The organism is Actinokineospora sp. PR83 (assembly GCF_021056305.1).
Taxonomy (GTDB): domain Bacteria; phylum Actinomycetota; class Actinomycetes; order Mycobacteriales; family Pseudonocardiaceae; genus Actinokineospora; species Actinokineospora spheciospongiae.
On the sequence record NZ_JAJCXD010000016.1, the window covers coordinates 153,845 to 171,100 of the forward strand.

General features: G+C 73.6%; 11 protein-coding genes. 5 read left to right on the forward strand and 6 right to left on the reverse strand.

The features are described from left to right. The first annotated feature begins 211 nt into the window (after nt 1-211). Nucleotides 212-1,153, forward strand: a complete 942-nt coding sequence (locus tag L6E12_RS05700; RefSeq protein WP_236226822.1) for a Leg1-related protein — start codon at nt 212-214, stop codon at nt 1,151-1,153. Between the two features lie 110 nt (nt 1,154-1,263). Here L6E12_RS05700 and L6E12_RS05705 read toward each other — a convergent pair whose 3' ends face one another. Then, entirely contained in the window at nt 1,264-1,740 is a 477-nt protein-coding gene (locus L6E12_RS05705) for a hypothetical protein (protein WP_236226823.1), read from the reverse strand. A gap of 143 nt (nt 1,741-1,883) precedes the next feature. On the opposite strand from L6E12_RS05705, the gene L6E12_RS05710 reads away from it, so the two are divergent. Continuing rightward, entirely contained in the window at nt 1,884-4,640 is a 2,757-nt protein-coding gene (locus tag L6E12_RS05710) for a M48 family metalloprotease (RefSeq protein WP_236226824.1), read from the forward strand. 51 nt (nt 4,641-4,691) lie between these two features. Here the strand turns inward: L6E12_RS05710 and L6E12_RS05715 are convergent, their stop codons facing one another. Beyond that, entirely contained in the window at nt 4,692-5,576 is an 885-nt protein-coding gene (locus L6E12_RS05715; RefSeq protein ID WP_236226825.1) for an SDR family oxidoreductase, read from the reverse strand. 81 nt (nt 5,577-5,657) lie between these two features. On the opposite strand from L6E12_RS05715, the gene L6E12_RS05720 reads away from it, so the two are divergent. Both L6E12_RS05720 and L6E12_RS05725 read left to right on the forward strand, forming a co-directional pair. Beyond that, nucleotides 5,658-6,353 carry a TetR/AcrR family transcriptional regulator gene (locus tag L6E12_RS05720; RefSeq protein WP_236226826.1) on the forward strand — a complete coding sequence of 232 codons (696 nt, stop codon included), beginning with the start codon at nt 5,658-5,660 and terminating at the stop codon, nt 6,351-6,353. A gap of 234 nt (nt 6,354-6,587) precedes the next feature. Beyond that, nucleotides 6,588-6,887, forward strand: coding sequence for a hypothetical protein (locus L6E12_RS05725; protein ID WP_236226827.1), 300 nt, complete (start codon nt 6,588-6,590; stop codon nt 6,885-6,887). A 145-nt stretch (nt 6,888-7,032) separates the two neighbouring features. On the opposite strand, the gene L6E12_RS05730 is transcribed toward L6E12_RS05725, so the two are convergent. The 4 genes from L6E12_RS05730 to L6E12_RS05745 all read right to left on the reverse strand — a co-directional run bounded on the left by L6E12_RS05730 (nt 7,033) and on the right by L6E12_RS05745 (nt 12,062). After that, complete coding sequence (locus L6E12_RS05730; RefSeq protein ID WP_236226828.1) at nt 7,033-7,179, reverse strand: hypothetical protein; 147 nt, start codon at nt 7,177-7,179, stop codon at nt 7,033-7,035. Next, nucleotides 7,176-8,351 carry a cytochrome P450 gene (locus L6E12_RS35300; protein WP_236226829.1) on the reverse strand — a complete coding sequence of 392 codons (1,176 nt, stop codon included), beginning with the start codon at nt 8,349-8,351 and terminating at the stop codon, nt 7,176-7,178. Before L6E12_RS35300 ends, L6E12_RS05730 begins: the two co-directional genes overlap by 4 nt. Nucleotides 8,352-8,451: 100 nt before the next feature. Further along, nucleotides 8,452-10,329, reverse strand: a complete 1,878-nt coding sequence (locus L6E12_RS05740) for an ABC transporter ATP-binding protein (RefSeq protein ID WP_236226830.1) — start codon at nt 10,327-10,329, stop codon at nt 8,452-8,454. Then, nucleotides 10,326-12,062, reverse strand: coding sequence for an ABC transporter ATP-binding protein (locus L6E12_RS05745; RefSeq protein WP_236226831.1), 1,737 nt, complete (start codon nt 12,060-12,062; stop codon nt 10,326-10,328). Before L6E12_RS05745 ends, L6E12_RS05740 begins: the two co-directional genes overlap by 4 nt. A gap of 222 nt (nt 12,063-12,284) precedes the next feature. Between L6E12_RS05745 and L6E12_RS05750 the strand changes: the two genes are divergently transcribed. Then, a partial coding sequence (locus L6E12_RS05750; protein ID WP_236226832.1) for a type I polyketide synthase occupies nt 12,285-17,256 on the forward strand: 4,972 nt, incomplete at its 3' end.

Genomic DNA, 17,256 nt, shown 5'->3' on the forward strand with positions numbered 1-17,256 from the left:
TGCGCCTTGCGGAACGGAGCGCACCGGTTCGGTCGCGCAATCAGTCCTCGTGGTAGCCCCGAACGGAATGGTCCCGTTCACGCAGGGGTGTTGTACTGGATGGGGATCTGCCGCGCTTGGCGGATTCCGGATGCGGGGAAGTGAACCCGAAGGGGGCCCGCACGGTCGCGTGCCGCCGGACACCGTCCGGATCCGTGCGAGAATCTCGATCATGGCCCACCCCGAGGAACTCGCAACCCTGGACCTGTACTCGGTCTGGACGACGGCGGAAGACCTGGGGACGGCGTTCGACCCGTTCCGCTTCGAGCAGCGGATGGCCGCCTACCGGCTGATGATCCAGAGCACCAACCCGGCGGACAGGTTCGGTGCCGACAACCGGCACAACCCCCTGTGGGGTCTGATGTTCCAGCACCAGTGGCAGTTCCGCACCGGCAGGCTCGGCGCGGGCACCCGGCAGGACGGGCGGATCGACCCGGACTCGCCGTGGGGCTACGGCAACTACACGCTCAGCGTCATCCCGTGGCTGGGGGCGGAGGCCGCCGGGGTGGTGCCCGCCCTGCCGGTGGCCGACCCGCCGACCCGCTCGCGGTTCCGGTACGTCACCGGCGGGGTCGTGCCGGAGGAGTTGGCCGCCGGGGTGGCCGACTGGAGCGCCTACTTCACCCTGGTGCGCGAGGGCGGAGCGACGGACCAGGAACCGGCGCGCACGGCCCTGTGGAAGGCGCACAAGACGTGCCTGGACGTGGTGGTCGGCGCGCTCGCCGAGGTCGACACCAGTCCGTGGCCGGAGCAGGAGGTCACGTTCCTGCGCGGCTGGTGCCGGATGGTCGACTACCTGTGGGCGGCGGCCTGGCCGACCGACTTCGCCTTCATGACCGCGCACGGCCTCGACGTGCTGCCCGAGACGCTGCTCACCACGCCGGAGGACGTCCGGGCGCTGCCGGGCAAGGCCCGCGGCAACGTCGTCAACGTGCTCAAGCTGGCGACCATGCCGAAGTGGCGCTACGACCTCAACCTGTGGCTCTGGAAGCGGGTCATGCGGACCCGCGAGGCCCGCGCCCGGGTGCTGCCGCTGCTCGACGCGGTGTTCAACCCGCGGCCGGAGAACGCCGCCGAGCGCCGCAGGCTGCTCGGCTACCTGCTGCGCCCCTGACCCCTCCCCGGTCACCCAGGAGTCGTGGCGCGGGAGTTTCGGTGTCCCTCGCCGCAGCCCGCGCCGGTCACCTGCCCGCGTCGGCCGCAGCGCGCTGCCGCCGACGCGGGTCAGCCGTTGTCCCGGAGGAAGCCGATCAACGCGTCGGCCATCAGGGTCGCCTCCGCCACCGACAGGCCGAGGGTGGTGCCGTGGGCGACGCACTTGCGGTGGAACTCGTCGAGCTTGGCCGCGGGGACTTCGAGGACCGCCGACTTCAGTTGGCCCTTGGGCTTGCGGCGCCACCACTTGCGGCGTTGCAGGCCCACGAAGCCCGCCGCGCCGACGACCTGGGCGACGGTGCTGGTCAGGAGGGGGTACACGACGTCGCTGAGGACCTGGGGGTCGATGTTCGAGCCGACCGAGCCGCCGGTCCAGCCCGCCGAGCCGCGGCCCGGGAGGACGCCCTCGTCCCAGGCGTCGGTGACCTGGGCGAAGTGGGGGAGTTGGGTCGGCGCCGCCGCGGTGACCATCGCGCGGGCGGCGTCGACCGCGGGGACCCGCAGGACGTCCGAGCCGCGTTCGCCGGTGGCTCCCGGTCGCGCCATGCCTGTCATCCGACCATCCGATCGTGGTTGCGGGTCTTGCCTGGTCATCGTCGTGCGACCGGGGGGCATTACGGTTCCGGACGATCATGTTCGTTACCCGTGGTCGACCGTAACGCGATGCCACCTCGGGTCGACCCCGGGGCATGGTGACTTTGCGGCGAGCGGGCGTACCGCGGCGGTTGTGGTGGGTCCACCTGCTCGTCCTGCTGATGCTCGCCAGTGCGGGTGCCGGGGCCGCGCAGGCGTTCTTCGAGGTCAACAACTTCGGTGGCAACGCCGTCGCGCTGGCCTGCCTGGCCGGGACCGGGGTCGTACCGGGGGATGACCCGGTCGGGTGGCAGAGCATTCCCCTCCACCTGAAGGACACGCTCGCGGCGTGCACGGCGGACTACACCGCGCAACACGGAACGGCCGCACTGGTCGGCGCGCTGGTGCTCCCCGCGGTGGCCCTGCTCCTCATGCTGGTCGGCGGGTTCGCCGACCGCCGCAGGCTCCACCGCCGGGAGGTCGCGGTGGCGGCGCTCGCCGAGCGGTTCGGAGTCCTGTGCGACAGCCAGGGGCTGCTGGGGCGCTCCCGGCCCAGGCTGGTGCTCGTGCCACCGGCCTCCGGCGTGCGCACCGCCTACACGACGGGTCTGCCCTTCCGATCGCCCTGGGTGGTGGTGCCCTCGGCGTACGAGCACGCGCCGGTCACCGCGTTCGACGTGGTGGTCCTGCACGAATTCGGGCACATCCGGTCGCGGGACCTGCTGTGGGCCTCGGCGGTCTGGTGGACGGGGTGGCTGCTCGTGCCCGCGTTCGTGCTGAGCGTGGCGTCGAGCCTGAAGTTCTCCCTGGTCCTCCGGTACTACAACGGGTCCGTGATCACGGCGGTCGTCGCGGCGGTCGCCGCCCTGCTGCTGCGCGCCGCGTTGCTCAGGCGCCGCGAGCTGGTGGCGGACGAGTACGCGGCGGAGGCCCTGGGCGATCGCGAAGCCGTTCGGACAGCGGTTTCCCCGGCCGGGGAACCGGTCTCCCGGCTGCGCCAGGTCTTCGCCGTGCACCCGACCCCGGAGGAACGGCAGGAGGTCGGCAAGGCCCGGCTATGGGAGAGCGGGTTCCTGTTCAGCGCGGCAGCGGGGTTGGCGGCCATGTTCGCCTACCAGTTCGCCCTCCAGCTATCGCAGGACACCTTCGGCTCGCTGTTCGACGAGCAGCGGTGGCCGCTCACGATCTCGGCCGGTCTGGGCGCACTGGTGTGGGCGGTCATCGTGGTGCCCGCTTGGACGCGTCGCGCCGCGGGGGAGGCGGGGTGGGTGTCGCCGTGGGTGGGGTCGATGTGCGGGCTGGTGCTGGGGTTCCTCGCGCACCCGCCCGGTGCGGACTCCCGGATCGCGAGTACGGTGGGGCCGCGGTGGCCGGTCCTGCTGCTGTTCCTGGTCGTCGTGAGCTTCGCGGCCACCGCCTTCGCGATCGGCTGCGCCCAGGCGTCCGGCGCCCGTGCCTCGCGGCTCGCCCGGGTGGGTGCGGTGGTCGCCGTGGCCGCGGTGCTCGGGGGCGCGATCACCGCCGTGACCTACAGCATGATCGGTTACACCATGTTCGACGACCTCGCCGCGGTGCGGTTCCACCTGGCGACGGTGGGGTTCGACCTCTGGGGCCACACCCTGTGGGTGGTGCTGGCGGGGGTGCTCCTGGTCGTGTGGGGGAATCGGCCCGCGGGGTGGTCGGTCGTGCGCCAGTGCTCGGGGATCGCCCTGCTCACCGGCACGGTGGGTGGTGTGGCCGCGGGCCTGTCGCTGGTCCTGCGCCACAGCGACGACGTGGACCGGCGGATGTTCCTCGTCATCCAGATGGGGTGGGTCAGCGCACTGGTCGGGGTCGTGGCCCTGCTCACCGCGCTGGTGGTCGGCAGGTCGGTGCCGACCGCGGTGGCCACCTCGGTGTCCGCTGTGCTGTGGGCGGGTTCGGTCCAGTACGCGGTGACCTTCGCCGATGACATCGGTCGCAACTGGACCATGGTGTGGATGGCCGTGCGGAACCCCACCTGGTCGTTGTTCGTGGCGCTCCTGGTGTGCGCGCCGGTCGCGCTCGTCGTGATCGCCGTGACCAGGCGCTCCGCTCGCGGACCCCGCGCGTTCGCGTGGGGCCCGCTCGCGTGCCTGGCCACCGCCGGTCTGGCTCTGCTCCTGGTCGGCGGGTTCCTGACCCCGGTGACCGTGCGGGAAGGCGACACCCGGTTCAGCCTGGCCGCCTCGCCCCACCAGGTCCCGGAGCCGCTTCCCGCCGTCCCGGGGACGGCCGATCCCGGTCGGCCGCTGGACAGCACGACAGCGACCGCGGCGCTCTCCGGTCTGCCCGCGCTGATGCCCCGACCGTTCGAGGCGGAAGAGCCGTTGCCGCCCGCCACCGGGGTGACCTTCCAACCGAAGTCGTGCGATGACGTGATCAGGGAGGTGGCGGCAGCGGAGGCGGCCTCAGCGCCTGCGGTGGAACTGGAGAGGGCGTACAGCGTCACCGCCGAAGGCACGGTCAGCGGCATGGACGTCGCCGTGTCCCTGGAGTCCCACACCGATCCCCAGGACCTCTCCGGCATCGACCGGGAGGTCGCGGCTTGTCCGGAGTTCCGGCTCCCGGCGGAGGACTTCGACACCCCGTTCTGGGACGGGACCATGCGGATCCTGTCGAACACCGGACAGCCCCACCCGAGCAGGGTCGTGTCCGTCACCCAGACCGCCGTGAAGAGCGGCAGGACGGCGGTTTTCGTGTTCCGGCAGAACGCCATCGCGGTCGGGCACAACGTCCTCCGGATCGCCATCAGCTACGGGTACGTCGAAACCCCGCCCGCCGCCGCCGTCCGGACCACGGAGACCCTGATGACCTCGATCACGACCGACGTCCTGCGGCGACTGGGGCGCTGAACCGCGGCTCGAAGAACTGGTCGACCGCCGAGGGGAGGTGCCGCCGAGCGGTCACGTCGTGTGCGCGGCCTGGCCGGATGAGTGCGAGGACGCGGTGAGCAGGTCCCGCACGCTTCGCGGCGGACGTCCGAGCAAGTCCCGCAGCGTCGGGTCGACGACCGCGAACTCCCCGCGGCGCGACGCGAGGAAGACCCCGAGCATGGCCCGGGCGTGGGGCTCCGGCATCCCGTGCCCCACCAGGTCGGCCACGTAGTCCTCGTCGTCGACCGTGACCCGGCGGATCGCACGCCCGGCCGACTCGGAGAGGATCGCGGCGACGTCGGCGAGGTCGAGCGCCTGCCCGGCCGTCAGCGGCGGGGTCGGCCCGTCGAAGCGCCCCGGCTCGGCGAGCACGATCGCGGCCGCTTCGGCCAGGTCGTCGTGGGTGGTCCAGGACACCGGGCCGTCCTCGGGGGCGCGCAGCTCTCCGGTCTCCCGGGCCCGCCCCACCAACTGCTGCACGGTGGACGCGTAGAAGCCGTTGCGCAGCGACGTCCACGGCACACCCGCCTCGGCCAAGACCTCCTCGGTGGCCGCGTGGTCGGGCATCGCCGCGAACAGCGAGTCCGCGGCGGCCCCCTGGTGGCTGGTGTAGAGGACGCGCCCCACCCCGGCCCGGACCGCAGCCGACACCGCGGCGCGGTGCAGGCGAAGCGCTTCCTCGCCGAACCTGTCGCTGGACACCAGCAACGCCTGTTCGGCATCGGCGAAAGCCCCGGGCAGCGTCGCGGGCTCGGCGAAGTCCCCCCGGCGGACCTGGACCCCGCGGTCGGCGAGGTGCCGCGCCTTCGCGGGCTCGCGCACGCTGACGCCGACCTGGTCCGCGGGAAGTCGTTCGAGCAGCCGCTCGACGACGCGGCGGCCGAGTCGCCCCGTCGCTCCGGTCACGATGATCATGACAGCCTCGTTTCCATTGGAATCATTCGCAAGCTATCAGTGATATCACGCTGTTAGCAACGATCCGCTATCGTTGGAACCATGGTGGCCGCCGCGCAGAACCGGACCCAGCTGATCGAGGTCGCGATGGACCTGCTGACCGCACACGGACCGGACGCGGTCACGACGCGGGCCGTCGCCGCGGCTGCCGGTCTGCAACCACCCGCGATCTACCGGCTGTTCGGGGACAAGGACGGCCTGCTCGATGCGGTCGCCGAGCACGCGTACGCCGCGTACGCGGGGCACAAGGCCGTCGACCACGGCGCCGACCCGCTGGAGGACTTCCGCACCGGCTGGGACCTGCACATCGGTTTCGGTCTCGCCAACCCCGCCGTCTACGCCCTCGTGGTCGACCCGCGCCGAACGTCCACCTCACCCGCCACCCGGGCGGGGCGCGAGGTCCTGCTGGCCCGCATCAGGCGCATCGCGGCCACCGGTCGCCTGCGCGTCGGCGAACAGCTCGCCGCGGACCTGACCCACGCGGTCGGCACGGGCACCATCCTCGCCCTGATCGCCGAAGCCCCCGACCGCCGAAACCCCGCCTTGGCCGACACCGCGTACCAAGCGCTGCTCAACGCGATCCTCACCGAGGCGCGGACGCCGCCCACCAACGGAGCGACCGCGGCGGCGGCAGCCCTGCGCACCGCAGTGCCGGACCTCGACGTGCTCAGCCCCGCCGAGCGCCGACTGCTCACCGAGTGGTTGGACCGGATCACGACCGGACCGCCCTCCAGGTGACGCCCGGAACCCTGAGGTCGCGGGGTTCGTCTTCAAGCGAGGGTCGGTCGTCGTGTTCGTGTGGGTGTGGGCAGTGCGAGGGCAGGTGAGAGGGTGCTTCGGTGGGGTGAAGGAACGGGTCGGTCGCCGTGGGGTGCGGTGGAAGCGAAGGAGCTACTGATGGGGATGTTCAACGTGGTCCTCAGTTCCGAGGAAGTCGAATGCTCTCGCTGTCACCACAGGAGCTCTCGGTGGGTGCAGTACCAGTTCGCCGAAGTCGGGCTCCACAAGTACCACGTCGGCGACTCGGTGGTGTGGGATGGTCCAGACCAGGCCGAAGGGGAACCGGGCCACCACCTGATCGGCGTGCAGGGCGACAGCGCCCAGTCGTGTCCGCATTGCCGCTACGACGACGAAGACCTCGAATTCGACATCGTGATCCGCGACGATGTGATCGAATCGGTGATCCCCTCCCGAGGGGAGATCGACTACCTGTCGCAGGGGCACCACTACTGGGTGGACCTGGAGGCGCCCTGGAAGCGAAAAGCACCTTGATGTGGAGTGCGGGGCGCGCAGAGGTCGGTGCCGTCGCGGCCACCCTGGACGAGGGCGGCCCGGCCGCTGACGAACCTGCTGGGGGGAGGTGCCGCCGGAACGACGTCGGCCGGTGGTGCGGACGTCGTTCCTGCGGCACGACCGCCTACCAGGCCACCGGGGGTTCGGCGACACCCCCGCCCAGCTGGGGGTCGCTGGTCATGGGGATGTCGTCGATCGGGACCGCGAGGCGGTAGTGGGGGACGCGGGCGAACAGGGCGGCCGTGCGCACCTCGACGACCGGGCCGTTCACCAGGCGAGGACGAGCCGGTCCATCGTGGAGCCGAGCCTGGCCTGGTCCTTGGCGCCCGGGCGCTCCGCCACGTCGGGCAGGCACAGCGTCGGGAACCGGGCCAGCAGCGCCCGGACCGCGATGGCCAGCTCCATCCGGGCCAGCGGCGCGCCGAGGCAGTGCCAGACGCCGTGCGCGAACGCCAGGTGCGGGTTGGACTGCCTGGTGAAGTCGATCTCGTCGGGGTTGTCGAAGGCCCGCTCGTCGAAGTTCGCCAGTGCGAAGTCGGGCAGCACGAGGTCCCCGGCGCGGATGGTCACCCCGGCGATCTCGATGTCCTGGGCGGCGTAGTGCGGGTGCGCGCCGCCGCCGTAGGTGGCGGTGCGCAGCAGTTCCTCCACAGCGGCTGGGACGAGGTCGGTGTCCTCGATCAGCGCGTCCCGCAGGCGCGGGTTCGCCGCCAGCCTGCCGAGGGCGTAGCCGACGCTGTTGGACACGCTGTCGCCGCCCGCGAAGATGAGCATGGTGCCCAGCCGCGCCACCTCGTCGTCGGACAGGCCTGACCCGATCAGCCCGGACAGCACGTCCGCGCCCGGTTCCGCGCGCTTGCGGGTGAGCAGTTCCCGCAGGTACTGGCCCACCTTGGTGGTGTACCGGGTGGCGTGATCCCCGTCGGCGTCGATGGTGGCCATCTCGTAGAGCATGCCGTGCAGCGCCGCCCAGTCCTCGTCCGGGACGCCGACGAACGCGCACAGCACCCGCATCCCCATCGGAACGGAGAACTGCTCCTGCACCTCCACCGGGGGTGTGCGGGCGGCCAGCGCCTCCACCAGCTCGTCCACGATCGACACCACGACCGGTTCCATCCGCCGCATCGAGGCACGGGAGAAGAACGGGGTGAGCACGGCGCGGAAGTCGGCGTGGTCGATCGGCTCCGACCGGACCATGTCGAAGATGGGGCTGCGCACGTACTGCGCCGCGTTGTCCGGGTCGGGGTGCGAGCGCACCAGCTTGCGGTCCACCAGCAGCGCGCGGATCTCCGCGTGCCGCACCACCAGCCACGCCTCGTCGCCCGCGAGGGTGCGGACCTTCCAGATCGGTTTTCCCGCCTGGAGTTCCCGGAGGTAGTCGTTGCGCCCGAACAGGGGCGAGAACATCTCGGTCATCTTCGGCAGCTCATCGGCTGAGGTCACGGTCGTTCCTCTCGACGGTCGCGGGACGAGGGCCAGTGTCGAGGCGCGACCGACCGAAAATCCCTAGGGCTGGGGTGTTGCGCCCCCCGCGGGCGGGTCGTCACGGGGTGGCGGCGAACTGGGAGTTGACCAGGGCGGTGTAGGCCCCGCCCGCGGCGAGGAGTTCCTCGTGGGTGCCGCGTTCGACGATGCTGCCGCCGCGCATCACCAGGATCAGGTCGGCGTCGCGGACGGTGGAGAGCCGGTGCGCGATCACGAAGCTGGTCCGGCCCCGGCGCAGGTCGGCCATGGCCCGCTGCACCAGCAGTTCGCTGCGGGTGTCCACGGAACTGGTCGCCTCGTCCAAGACCAGCACCGACGGGCCCGCCAGGAAGGCCCGCGCCACGGTGATGAGCTGCTTCTCGCCCGCGCTGATGCCCGTCGTCTCGTCGAGCACCGTGTCGTAGCCCGAGGGCAGCGTCCGGACGAAGTGGTCCACCCGCATGGCTTTCGCCGCGGCCACGACCTCCTCCCGGCTCGCGCCGGGGCGGCCGTAGGCGATGTTCTCGGCCACGGTTCCCTCGAACAGCCAGGTGTCCTGGGGCACCAGGCCCATCCGGGACCGCAGGTCCGCCCGCCGCATCGACGCGATGTCCACGCCATCGAGCAGGATCCGCCCGGAGTCGGGCTCGCAGAAGCGCATCAGCAGGTTGCCCAGGGTGGTCTTGCCCGCACCGGTGGGGCCCACGATCGCCACCGTCGCACCCGGGGGGACCGACAGCGACAGGCCCTCGATCAGCGGGCGGTCCGGGGTGTAGCGGAAACCCACGTCCTCGAACTCCACCCGGCCGGTGGTGGTGGCGGGCGTCGCGGGCGAGGCCGGGTCGGCGGGCTCCTCCTCGGCGTCGAGCAGCGCGAACACGCGCTCGGCCGAGACCAGGCCGGACTGGAACTTCCCCACGGCGGCACCGACCTGGCCCACCTGGTTGCTGAAGACGTTGGCGTACTGCATGAACGCCTGCACGTCGCCGATCGACAGGGCCCCCGCGGCCACCCGCAGCGCGCCGACGACCGCGACGACGACGTAGTTCAGGTTCGTCACGAACAGCAGCGCGGGTTCGATCGTCTCGGCCAGGAACTGCGCCGAGGAGCCCGCCCGGTACGCCGCGTCGTTGTGCGCGTCGAACTCCGCCTCGCCGCGGGCCCGCCGCCCGAACGCACGCACCAGCGCGTGCCCGGTGTACGTGTCCTCGACGTGCGCGGCCAGGGCGCCGGTGGCGGCCCACTGCTCGTCGAAGCGCGGCCGGGCCCTGGCGCTGAGCAGCGTGGCCACCACCGTGCACACCGGGACGCTCACCAGCAGCGAGATCGCCAGGATCGGGGAGATGACGAACATCAGCGCGATCAGGGAGACCGAGTACAGCACGGCAGAGAAGAGTTGGCCCAGGGTTTGCTGGAGCACCTGTTGGAGGTTGTCCACGTCGTTGGTGATCCGGCCCAGCAGTTCACCCCGGGAGTGTGCGTCGAAGTAGGACAGCGGCAGCCGCGACAGCTTCGCCTCCACCCGTTCCCGCAGGTCCCTGGCCACCTCCTGCACCACGTTCGCCGCGACCCGCTCCTGCACGAAACCGCAGGCGGACCCGACCGTGAACAGCAGCAGCGCGAGGAGCAGCACCGACCCCACCGCGCCGAAGTCGATCCCGGTGCCGGGCACCACGTCCACCGTCGCGTACACCGAGGCGAGCGTGTCGTTGCCGTCCGCGCGCAACTGGGCCAGCGCCTGGTCCTTGGACAGCCCCGGTTGCAGGCCGGCCCCCGCCACCCCGGCCAGCACGAGGTCGGTGGCCCGCCCGAGCACCAGCGGGGCGGTGGTGTTCACCACGATCCCGGCCAGGCTGACCAGCAGCCCGGTGATGAGCACCAGGCGGTGCGGGCGCAGCAGCCGCGCGACCGCGCGCAGCGTCCCCCCGCGGTCGGACACCCCGTCCTGCCCGCTCACGCGACCTCCTCCTCGCGGGTGAGCTGGGAGCGCACGATCTCCTGGTAGGTGCGGTTGCCCGCCACCAGCTCCCCGTGCGTGCCGCGGCCCACGACGCGGCCCTCCTCCAGCACCACGATCTCGTCGGCGCCGCGGATGGTGCTCACCCGCTGGGCGACGACCACCACCGCGGCGTCGGTCACCTCCGGTGCCAGCGCCGCCCGCAGCCGGGCCTCGGTGCCGTAGTCGAGACCGGAGAAGCAGTCGTCGAACAGGTAGACCCCGGGGCGCCGCACCAGGGCCCGCGCCAGGGCCAACCGCTGCCGCTGCCCGCCGGAGACGTTGGAACCGCCCTGGGTGATCTCCGCGCGCAGCCCGCCCGGCATCGCGGCCACGAAGTCGCGCGCCTGCGCCACCTCCAGCGCGTGCCACAGCTCGGCCTCGGTGGCCGCGTCGTCGCCCCAGCGCAGGTTGGACTCGACGGTCCCGGCGAACAGGTACGGCTGCTGCGGGACCAACCCGACCGCGCGGCTGCGCGCCTCGTCGGTCAGGTCGCGCACGTCCACCCCGTTGACCAGCACGGTCCCGGTGGTCGCGTCGAACGCGCGCACCACCAGGTTCAGCAGCGTCGTCTTGCCGCTGCCGGTGCCGCCGATGACGGCCAGTGTCCGGCCCGGCCGGGCGGTGAGGTCGATGTCGCGCAGGAACGCCTCCTCCGCGCCGGGGTAGCGGAAGCCCACCCCGCGCAGGTCGAGGTGGGCCCGCCGCGGCTGCTCGACGGCCGGGTCGGCGGGTCGGGTCAGCTCCGGTCGGGTGTCGAGCACCTGGCTGACGCGCCGGGCGGCGGCCCGCGCCCTGGGCACGGTGAGCGTGACGTAGATGGCGATCACCATCGCGGTGAGCACCAGCACGACGTAGCCGATGAAGGCGCTCAGCGCGCCCAGCCGCAGTTCGCCGGAGCCGATCCGCCCGGCCCCGATCCACACCACGAGCACGGTGGTCCCGTTGCCCATCAGCAGCACCAGCGGGAAGACGGCGGCGGCGAGCCTGCGCGCCCGGCGGGTGAGCAGGAAGGTGTCGGTGTTGGCCTCGGCGAAGCGCTGCCGCTCGTGATCGTGCCGGACGAACGCGCGCACCACCCGGACCCCGGTGACCTGCTCCCGCAGAAGCTGGTTCATCCGGTCCACGCCCACCTGGATGCGGCTGTAGAGGCTGGTCATCCTGGCCAGGAGCAGCACGACCACCACGGCGGTGGCGGGCACCAGCACGACCAGCACCAGCGCCAGCGGCACGTCCTGCTGCAAGGCGAGCACCACGCTCATCACGCACATGATCGGTGCGGCGATGATGCTGTTGAGACCGTCCGCGGTGACCGCCTGGACCTGCTGCACGTCGTTGAGCGTCCGGGTGCTCAGCGAGGACGTGCCGAACCGGCCGATCTCGTGCGCGGAGAACCGCTGCACCCGGCGGTAGACCGCCGAGCGCAGGTCGCGGCCGACCGCGGCGGCAGTGCGGGCGCCGAAGTACTGCGCCCCCAGCCGGGCCGCGAGCTGCACGGCGGCGACCACCACCATGACGCCGCCCAGCCGCCAGATGGTGGGAACCGAGCCCGCCAGCAGGCCCCGGTCGATGATCCACGCGTTGAGGGTCGGCAGCAGCAGGAACGCCACCGTCTGCACGACCTGCAACGCGACGACCAGCGCGACCGCGCCGCGGTAGGGGCGCAGTGCGGTCCTGAGCAGTCGGAGAAGCACACGGCACTCCCGGGTCCGGGGTTCGGCGGTCCGGGGACAGCGGGCCGCCCGCGCGCCGCTGTCCCCGGTGCGGCGCGCTCGCGCAGCGTGTCGCGGCCACAGCACGCAATTCCCTAGGTTTCGCCGCGTTTTCCCGGCCCGGTCCTAGGAAATTTTCCGGCGTTCGGGATCAACACTGCTCGGCGGCGCCCACTGGTGAACGGAACCGAAATGGATGGTGCGATGGACAACGAGCAGCGCCTTCGGGACTACCTGAAGCGGGCGACGGTCGACCTCCGGCGCACCCGCCAACGGGTCCAGGAGCTGGAGGACTCGGCGGCCGAGCCGCTGGCCGTCGTCGGCATGGGCTGCCGCTACCCCGGCGACGTGCGCAGCCCGGAGGACCTGTGGGACATGCTGGCCCGCGGCGGGCACGGCATCACCGGCTTCCCGACCGACCGCGGCTGGGACCCCGAAGCACTGGGCACCTCCGCCACCCTCTCCGGTGGCTTCCTGCACGACGCGACCACCTTCGACGCCGACTTCTTCGGCATCTCCCCGCGCGAGGCCCTGTCCATGGACCCGCAGCAGCGGGTGCTGTTGGAGACCGCCTGGGACGCGGTCGAGCGGGCGGGCATCGACCCGCTGGCGCTCAAGGGCAGCCGGACCGGTGTGTTCGTCGGCGCGATGCCGCAGGAGTACCGGGTCGGCGCGGGTGACAACGTCGACGGCTTCCGGCTGACCGGCAACACCTCCAGCGTGGTGTCCGGGCGGCTGGCGTACTTCCTGGGCCTGGTCGGCCCCGCCATCACCGTGGACACCGCGTGCTCGTCGTCGCTGGTGTCGCTGCACCTGGCCGCGCACGCGCTGCGGGCGGGGGAGTGCGACCTGGCGCTGGTCGGCGGGGTGACCGTGATGGCCAGCCCGATCACGTTCGTGGAGTTCTCCAAGCAGGGCGGTCTGGCCACCGACGGGCACTGCCGCTCCTTCGCCGACTCCGCCTCGGGCACCGGCTGGGCCGAGGGCGCGGGCGTGCTGGTGCTGGAGAAGCTGTCCGACGCGCGGCGCAACGGCCACCACGTGCTCGCCGTGGTGCGCGGTTCCGCGGTCAACCAGGACGGCGCGAGCAACGGCCTCACCGCGCCCAACGGCCCGTCCCAGGTCCGCGTCATCGAGCAGGCGCTGCTCAACGCCCGGCTGTCGGCCGACCAGGTCGACGTGGTGGAGGCGCACGGCACCGGCACCACGCTGGGCGACCCGGTGGAGGCCGAGGCGCTGCTGGCCACCTACGGCCGCAACCGGCCCGCCGGTCGCCCGCTGCTGCTGGGTTCGGTGAAGTCCAACATCAGCCACACCCAGGCCGCCGCCGGTGTCGCGGGCGTCATCAAGGTGGTGCTGGCCCTGCGGCACGGTTTGCTGCCCAAGACCCTGCACGCGGACGAGCCGACGTCCCACGTGGACTGGTCGGCCGGGACCGTCGCACTGGCCACCGAGCACACGCCGTGGCCCGCCGACGCGGACCGCCCGCGCCGCGCCGGTGTGTCGTCGTTCGGCCTGAGCGGCACCAACGCGCACGCCATCATCGAGGAGGCGCCCGCCGTCGAGGAGTCGGCGCCCACCGCGGCGGTCGAGGCGGGCCCGGTGCCGCTGGTGCTCTCCGGCCGCACCCGGGAGGCGCTGGCCGCGCAGGCCGGGCGCCTGTTGTCCACTGTGGACGAGCACGGCGTGGTCGACACCGCGCTGTCGCTGGCCACCACCCGCTCCGGGTTCGAGCACCGCGCGACCGTGGTGGCCGCCGACGCCGAGCAGGCCAGGGCCGGGCTGACCGCCTTGGCCGCTGGCGAGGCACCGGCGGGCCGCCCCACCCGGGGCAGGCCCAAGCTCGCCGTGCTCTTCACCGGGCAGGGCGCGCAGCGCGCGGGCATGGGCCGCGAGCTGTACGACCGGTTCCCGGTGTTCGCGAACGCCCTGGACGAGGTGTGCGCCGCGCTGGAACCGCACCTGGAGCGCGGGCTGCGCGAGGTGATGTGGGCCAAGACCGCGCACACCCTCAACCGCACCGAGTACGCCCAGCCCGCGCTGTTCGCCGTCGAGGTGGCGCTGTACCGGCTGGTCGAGTCCTGGGGTGTGCAACCCGACTACCTCGCGGGCCACTCCATCGGCGAGCTGTCCGCCGCGCACGTCGCCGGGGTGCTGGACCTGGCCGAGGCGGCGGCGCTGGTCGCCGCCCGCGGTCGGCTCATGCAGGCCCTGCCCGCAGGCGGGGTCATGACCTCCGTGCGGGCGCCGGAGTCCGTGGTGGCACCCCTGGTCGAACCGCACGCCGACCGCGTGTCCCTCGCGGCGGTCAACGGGCCGGACGCGGTGGTCGTGGCGGGCGAGGCCGAGGCAGTCGCCGGGATCGAAGGGCTGCTGGCCGAGCTGGGGCACAAGACCAGGCGGCTGCGGGTCTCGCACGCCTTCCACTCGCCGCTGGTGGACCCGGTGCTCGACGAGTTCCGCGCGGTCGCCGCCGGGCTGTCCTTCCACGAGCCGCTGCTGCCCGTGGTGACCGCGGTGACCGGCCTGCGCGGCGGGGTCGAGCAGCTCACCAGCGCCGACCACTGGACCGAGCACGTGCGCGCGGCGGTGCGCTTCCACGACAGCCTCACCTGGCTGCACGAGCACGGCGTCACGGCATTCCTGGAACTGGGCCCCGACGGCGTGCTCAGCGCCCTGGTGCGCGAAGCCCTGCCCGAGGCCGACGCCGTCGCCTCGCTGCGCGGGGCGCAGCCCGAGGGCGCGGCGATGGCCGCCGCCGCTGCCGGGCTGCACGCACTGGGCGTGCCGTTGCGCTGGGCCGACTACTTCGCGGGCACCGGTGCCCGCCGCGTCGACCTGCCCACCTACCCCTTCCAACGGCGCCGCTTCTGGCCGCGCGACGGCTACGCCGCCTCCGGCGACCTGCGCGCCGCCGGGCTCGGCGCGGCCAACCACCCGCTGCTGGCCGCCGCCGCGTCGCTGGCGGACTCCGACGGCGCGCTGCTCACCGGCAGGCTGTCGCTGGCCGCGCAGCCGTGGCTGGCCGACCACACCGTCCGCGGCACCACCGTGCTGCCCGGCACCGCGCTGCTGGAACTGGCCGTCCGCGCCGGTGACGAGGTCGGCTGCGGCCGGGTCGCCGAGCTGACCCTGACCGCACCGCTGGTGCTGCCCGAGCAGGGCGGCGTGCAGGTGCAGCTCTGGATCGGCGGCCCCGACGCCGACGGGCGCCGCACCCTCACCGCCTACTCGCGCCCCGACGCGGGCGAGGCCACCGACTCGGCCGAGGACCGGCCGTGGACCCGGCACGCCGACGGTGTGCTGGCCCCGGGTGAGCAGCCGAGCGACTTCGACGCCACCGCCTGGCCGCCCGCGGGCGCCGAACCGGTGGACCTGGACGGCTTCTACGACCGCACCGCCGAGGCGGGCCTGGCGTACGGACCCGCGTTCCGCGGCCTGGCCGCGGCCTGGCTGGCCCCGGACGGCGCCGTGTTCGCCGAGGTCGCGCTGCCCGAGCACGTCGCGGCCGACGCCGCGGCCTTCGGCGTGCACCCGGCCCTGCTCGACGCGGCCCTGCACGCCGTGGGGTTCACCGCCGCGGGCGACGGCGGCGTGGCGCTGCCGTTCTCCTGGGAGGGTGTGCGCCTGCACGCCACCGGCGCGGCCGCGGCCAGGGTGCGCCTGGTGCCCCGGGGCGGGTCGGCGGTGTCGGTCGAGGTCGCGGACTCGGCGGGCGCCCCGCTGGTGTCGGTGGACTCGCTGGCCCTGCGCCCGCTGGCCGACGCGCCGGTGGTCGCCGCACCGGGCCGCGACGCCCTGTTCCGCGTGGACTGGGTTCCGGTGCCCGGTGGTGCGGCACCCGCGTCCGTCGCCGTCCTGGGGCCGGACGTGCCCGCGCTGCCGGGGCTGGAGGTGCTGGTCGCCGCCGGGATCGCCGACCTGCCGGGTGCGGTGCCGCCGGTCGTGCTGGCGCCCGTGCCCGCCGGGTCCGGGAACCCGGTCGCCGACGCGCACGCCGCCACCGCGTGGGCCCTGGGCCTCGCGCGGGAGTGGCTGGCCGAGGAGCGCTGCGCGGGGTCGCGGCTGGTGTTCACGACCCGCGGCGGCGCGTCCACGCGGCCCGGCGAGTCGGTGGACCCGGCGCAGGCCGCCGTGTGGGGCTTCGCGCGGGCGGTCGAGGTGGAGAACCCCGGCCGGTTCGGTGCCCTGGACGCCGAGGCCGATGCGGTGGTGGCGCTCGGCACCGGCGAACCGCAGGTCGCGGTGCGCGACGGGGTGGCGCTGGCCGCCCGGCTGGCGCGCGTGACCCCGCCCGCGGAACCCACCGCCGTCTCCTGGGGCGACGGCGCGGTGCTGGTCACCGGTGGCACCAGCGGCATCGGCGCGCTGGCGGCGCGGCACCTCGCCGAGCACCACGGCGTGCGCGACCTGCTGCTGGCCAGCAGGCGCGGCGCCGACGCCGACGGCGTGGCCGACCTGGTCACCGCGATCGCCGGGCTGGGCGCGCGGGTGCGCGTGGTCGCCGTCGACGTGGCCGACCGGGACGCGCTGGCCGCCGTGCTCGCGGCGGCCGAGCCGCCGGTGACCGGCGTCCTGCACGCGGCCGGCGTCCTGGACGACGGTGTGCTGGCGTCGCTGACCCCGGAGCGGGTCGCGGCCGTGCTGCGCCCCAAGGTCGACGCGGCCTGGCACCTGCATGAGCTGGCCGGGGGCCTGTCGGCCTTCGTGGTGTTCTCCTCGGCGGCGGGCGTGCTGGGCGCGGCCGGGCAGTCCGGTTACGCGGCGGGCAATGCCTTCCTCGACGCCCTGGTGGCCCGGCGCCGGGCGGCGGGCCTGCCGGGCGCGTCCCTGGCCTGGGGGCCGTGGGACCGCGACGCGGGCATGACCGGTTCCCTCGGCGAGTCCGGCATGCTGCGGCTGGCCCGCACCGGCGCCCTGCCGCTGTCCGCGGCGGACGGCCTCGCCCTGTTCGACGCGGCCCTGGCCGGACCGGACGCCCTGGCCGTGCCGGTGCGCCTGGACCTGCCCGGGCTGCGCGCCCGCGACGAGGTCCCGGCCGTGCTGCGCGGCCTGATCCGGCCCCGGGCCCGCCGCGGCACCGCGACCGCCGCCGCGGCGGTCGGCCTCGCGCGGCGGCTGGCCGGGATGGGCACCGCCGAGCGCGCCGACGTGGTGCTGGAGCTGGTGCTCAGCC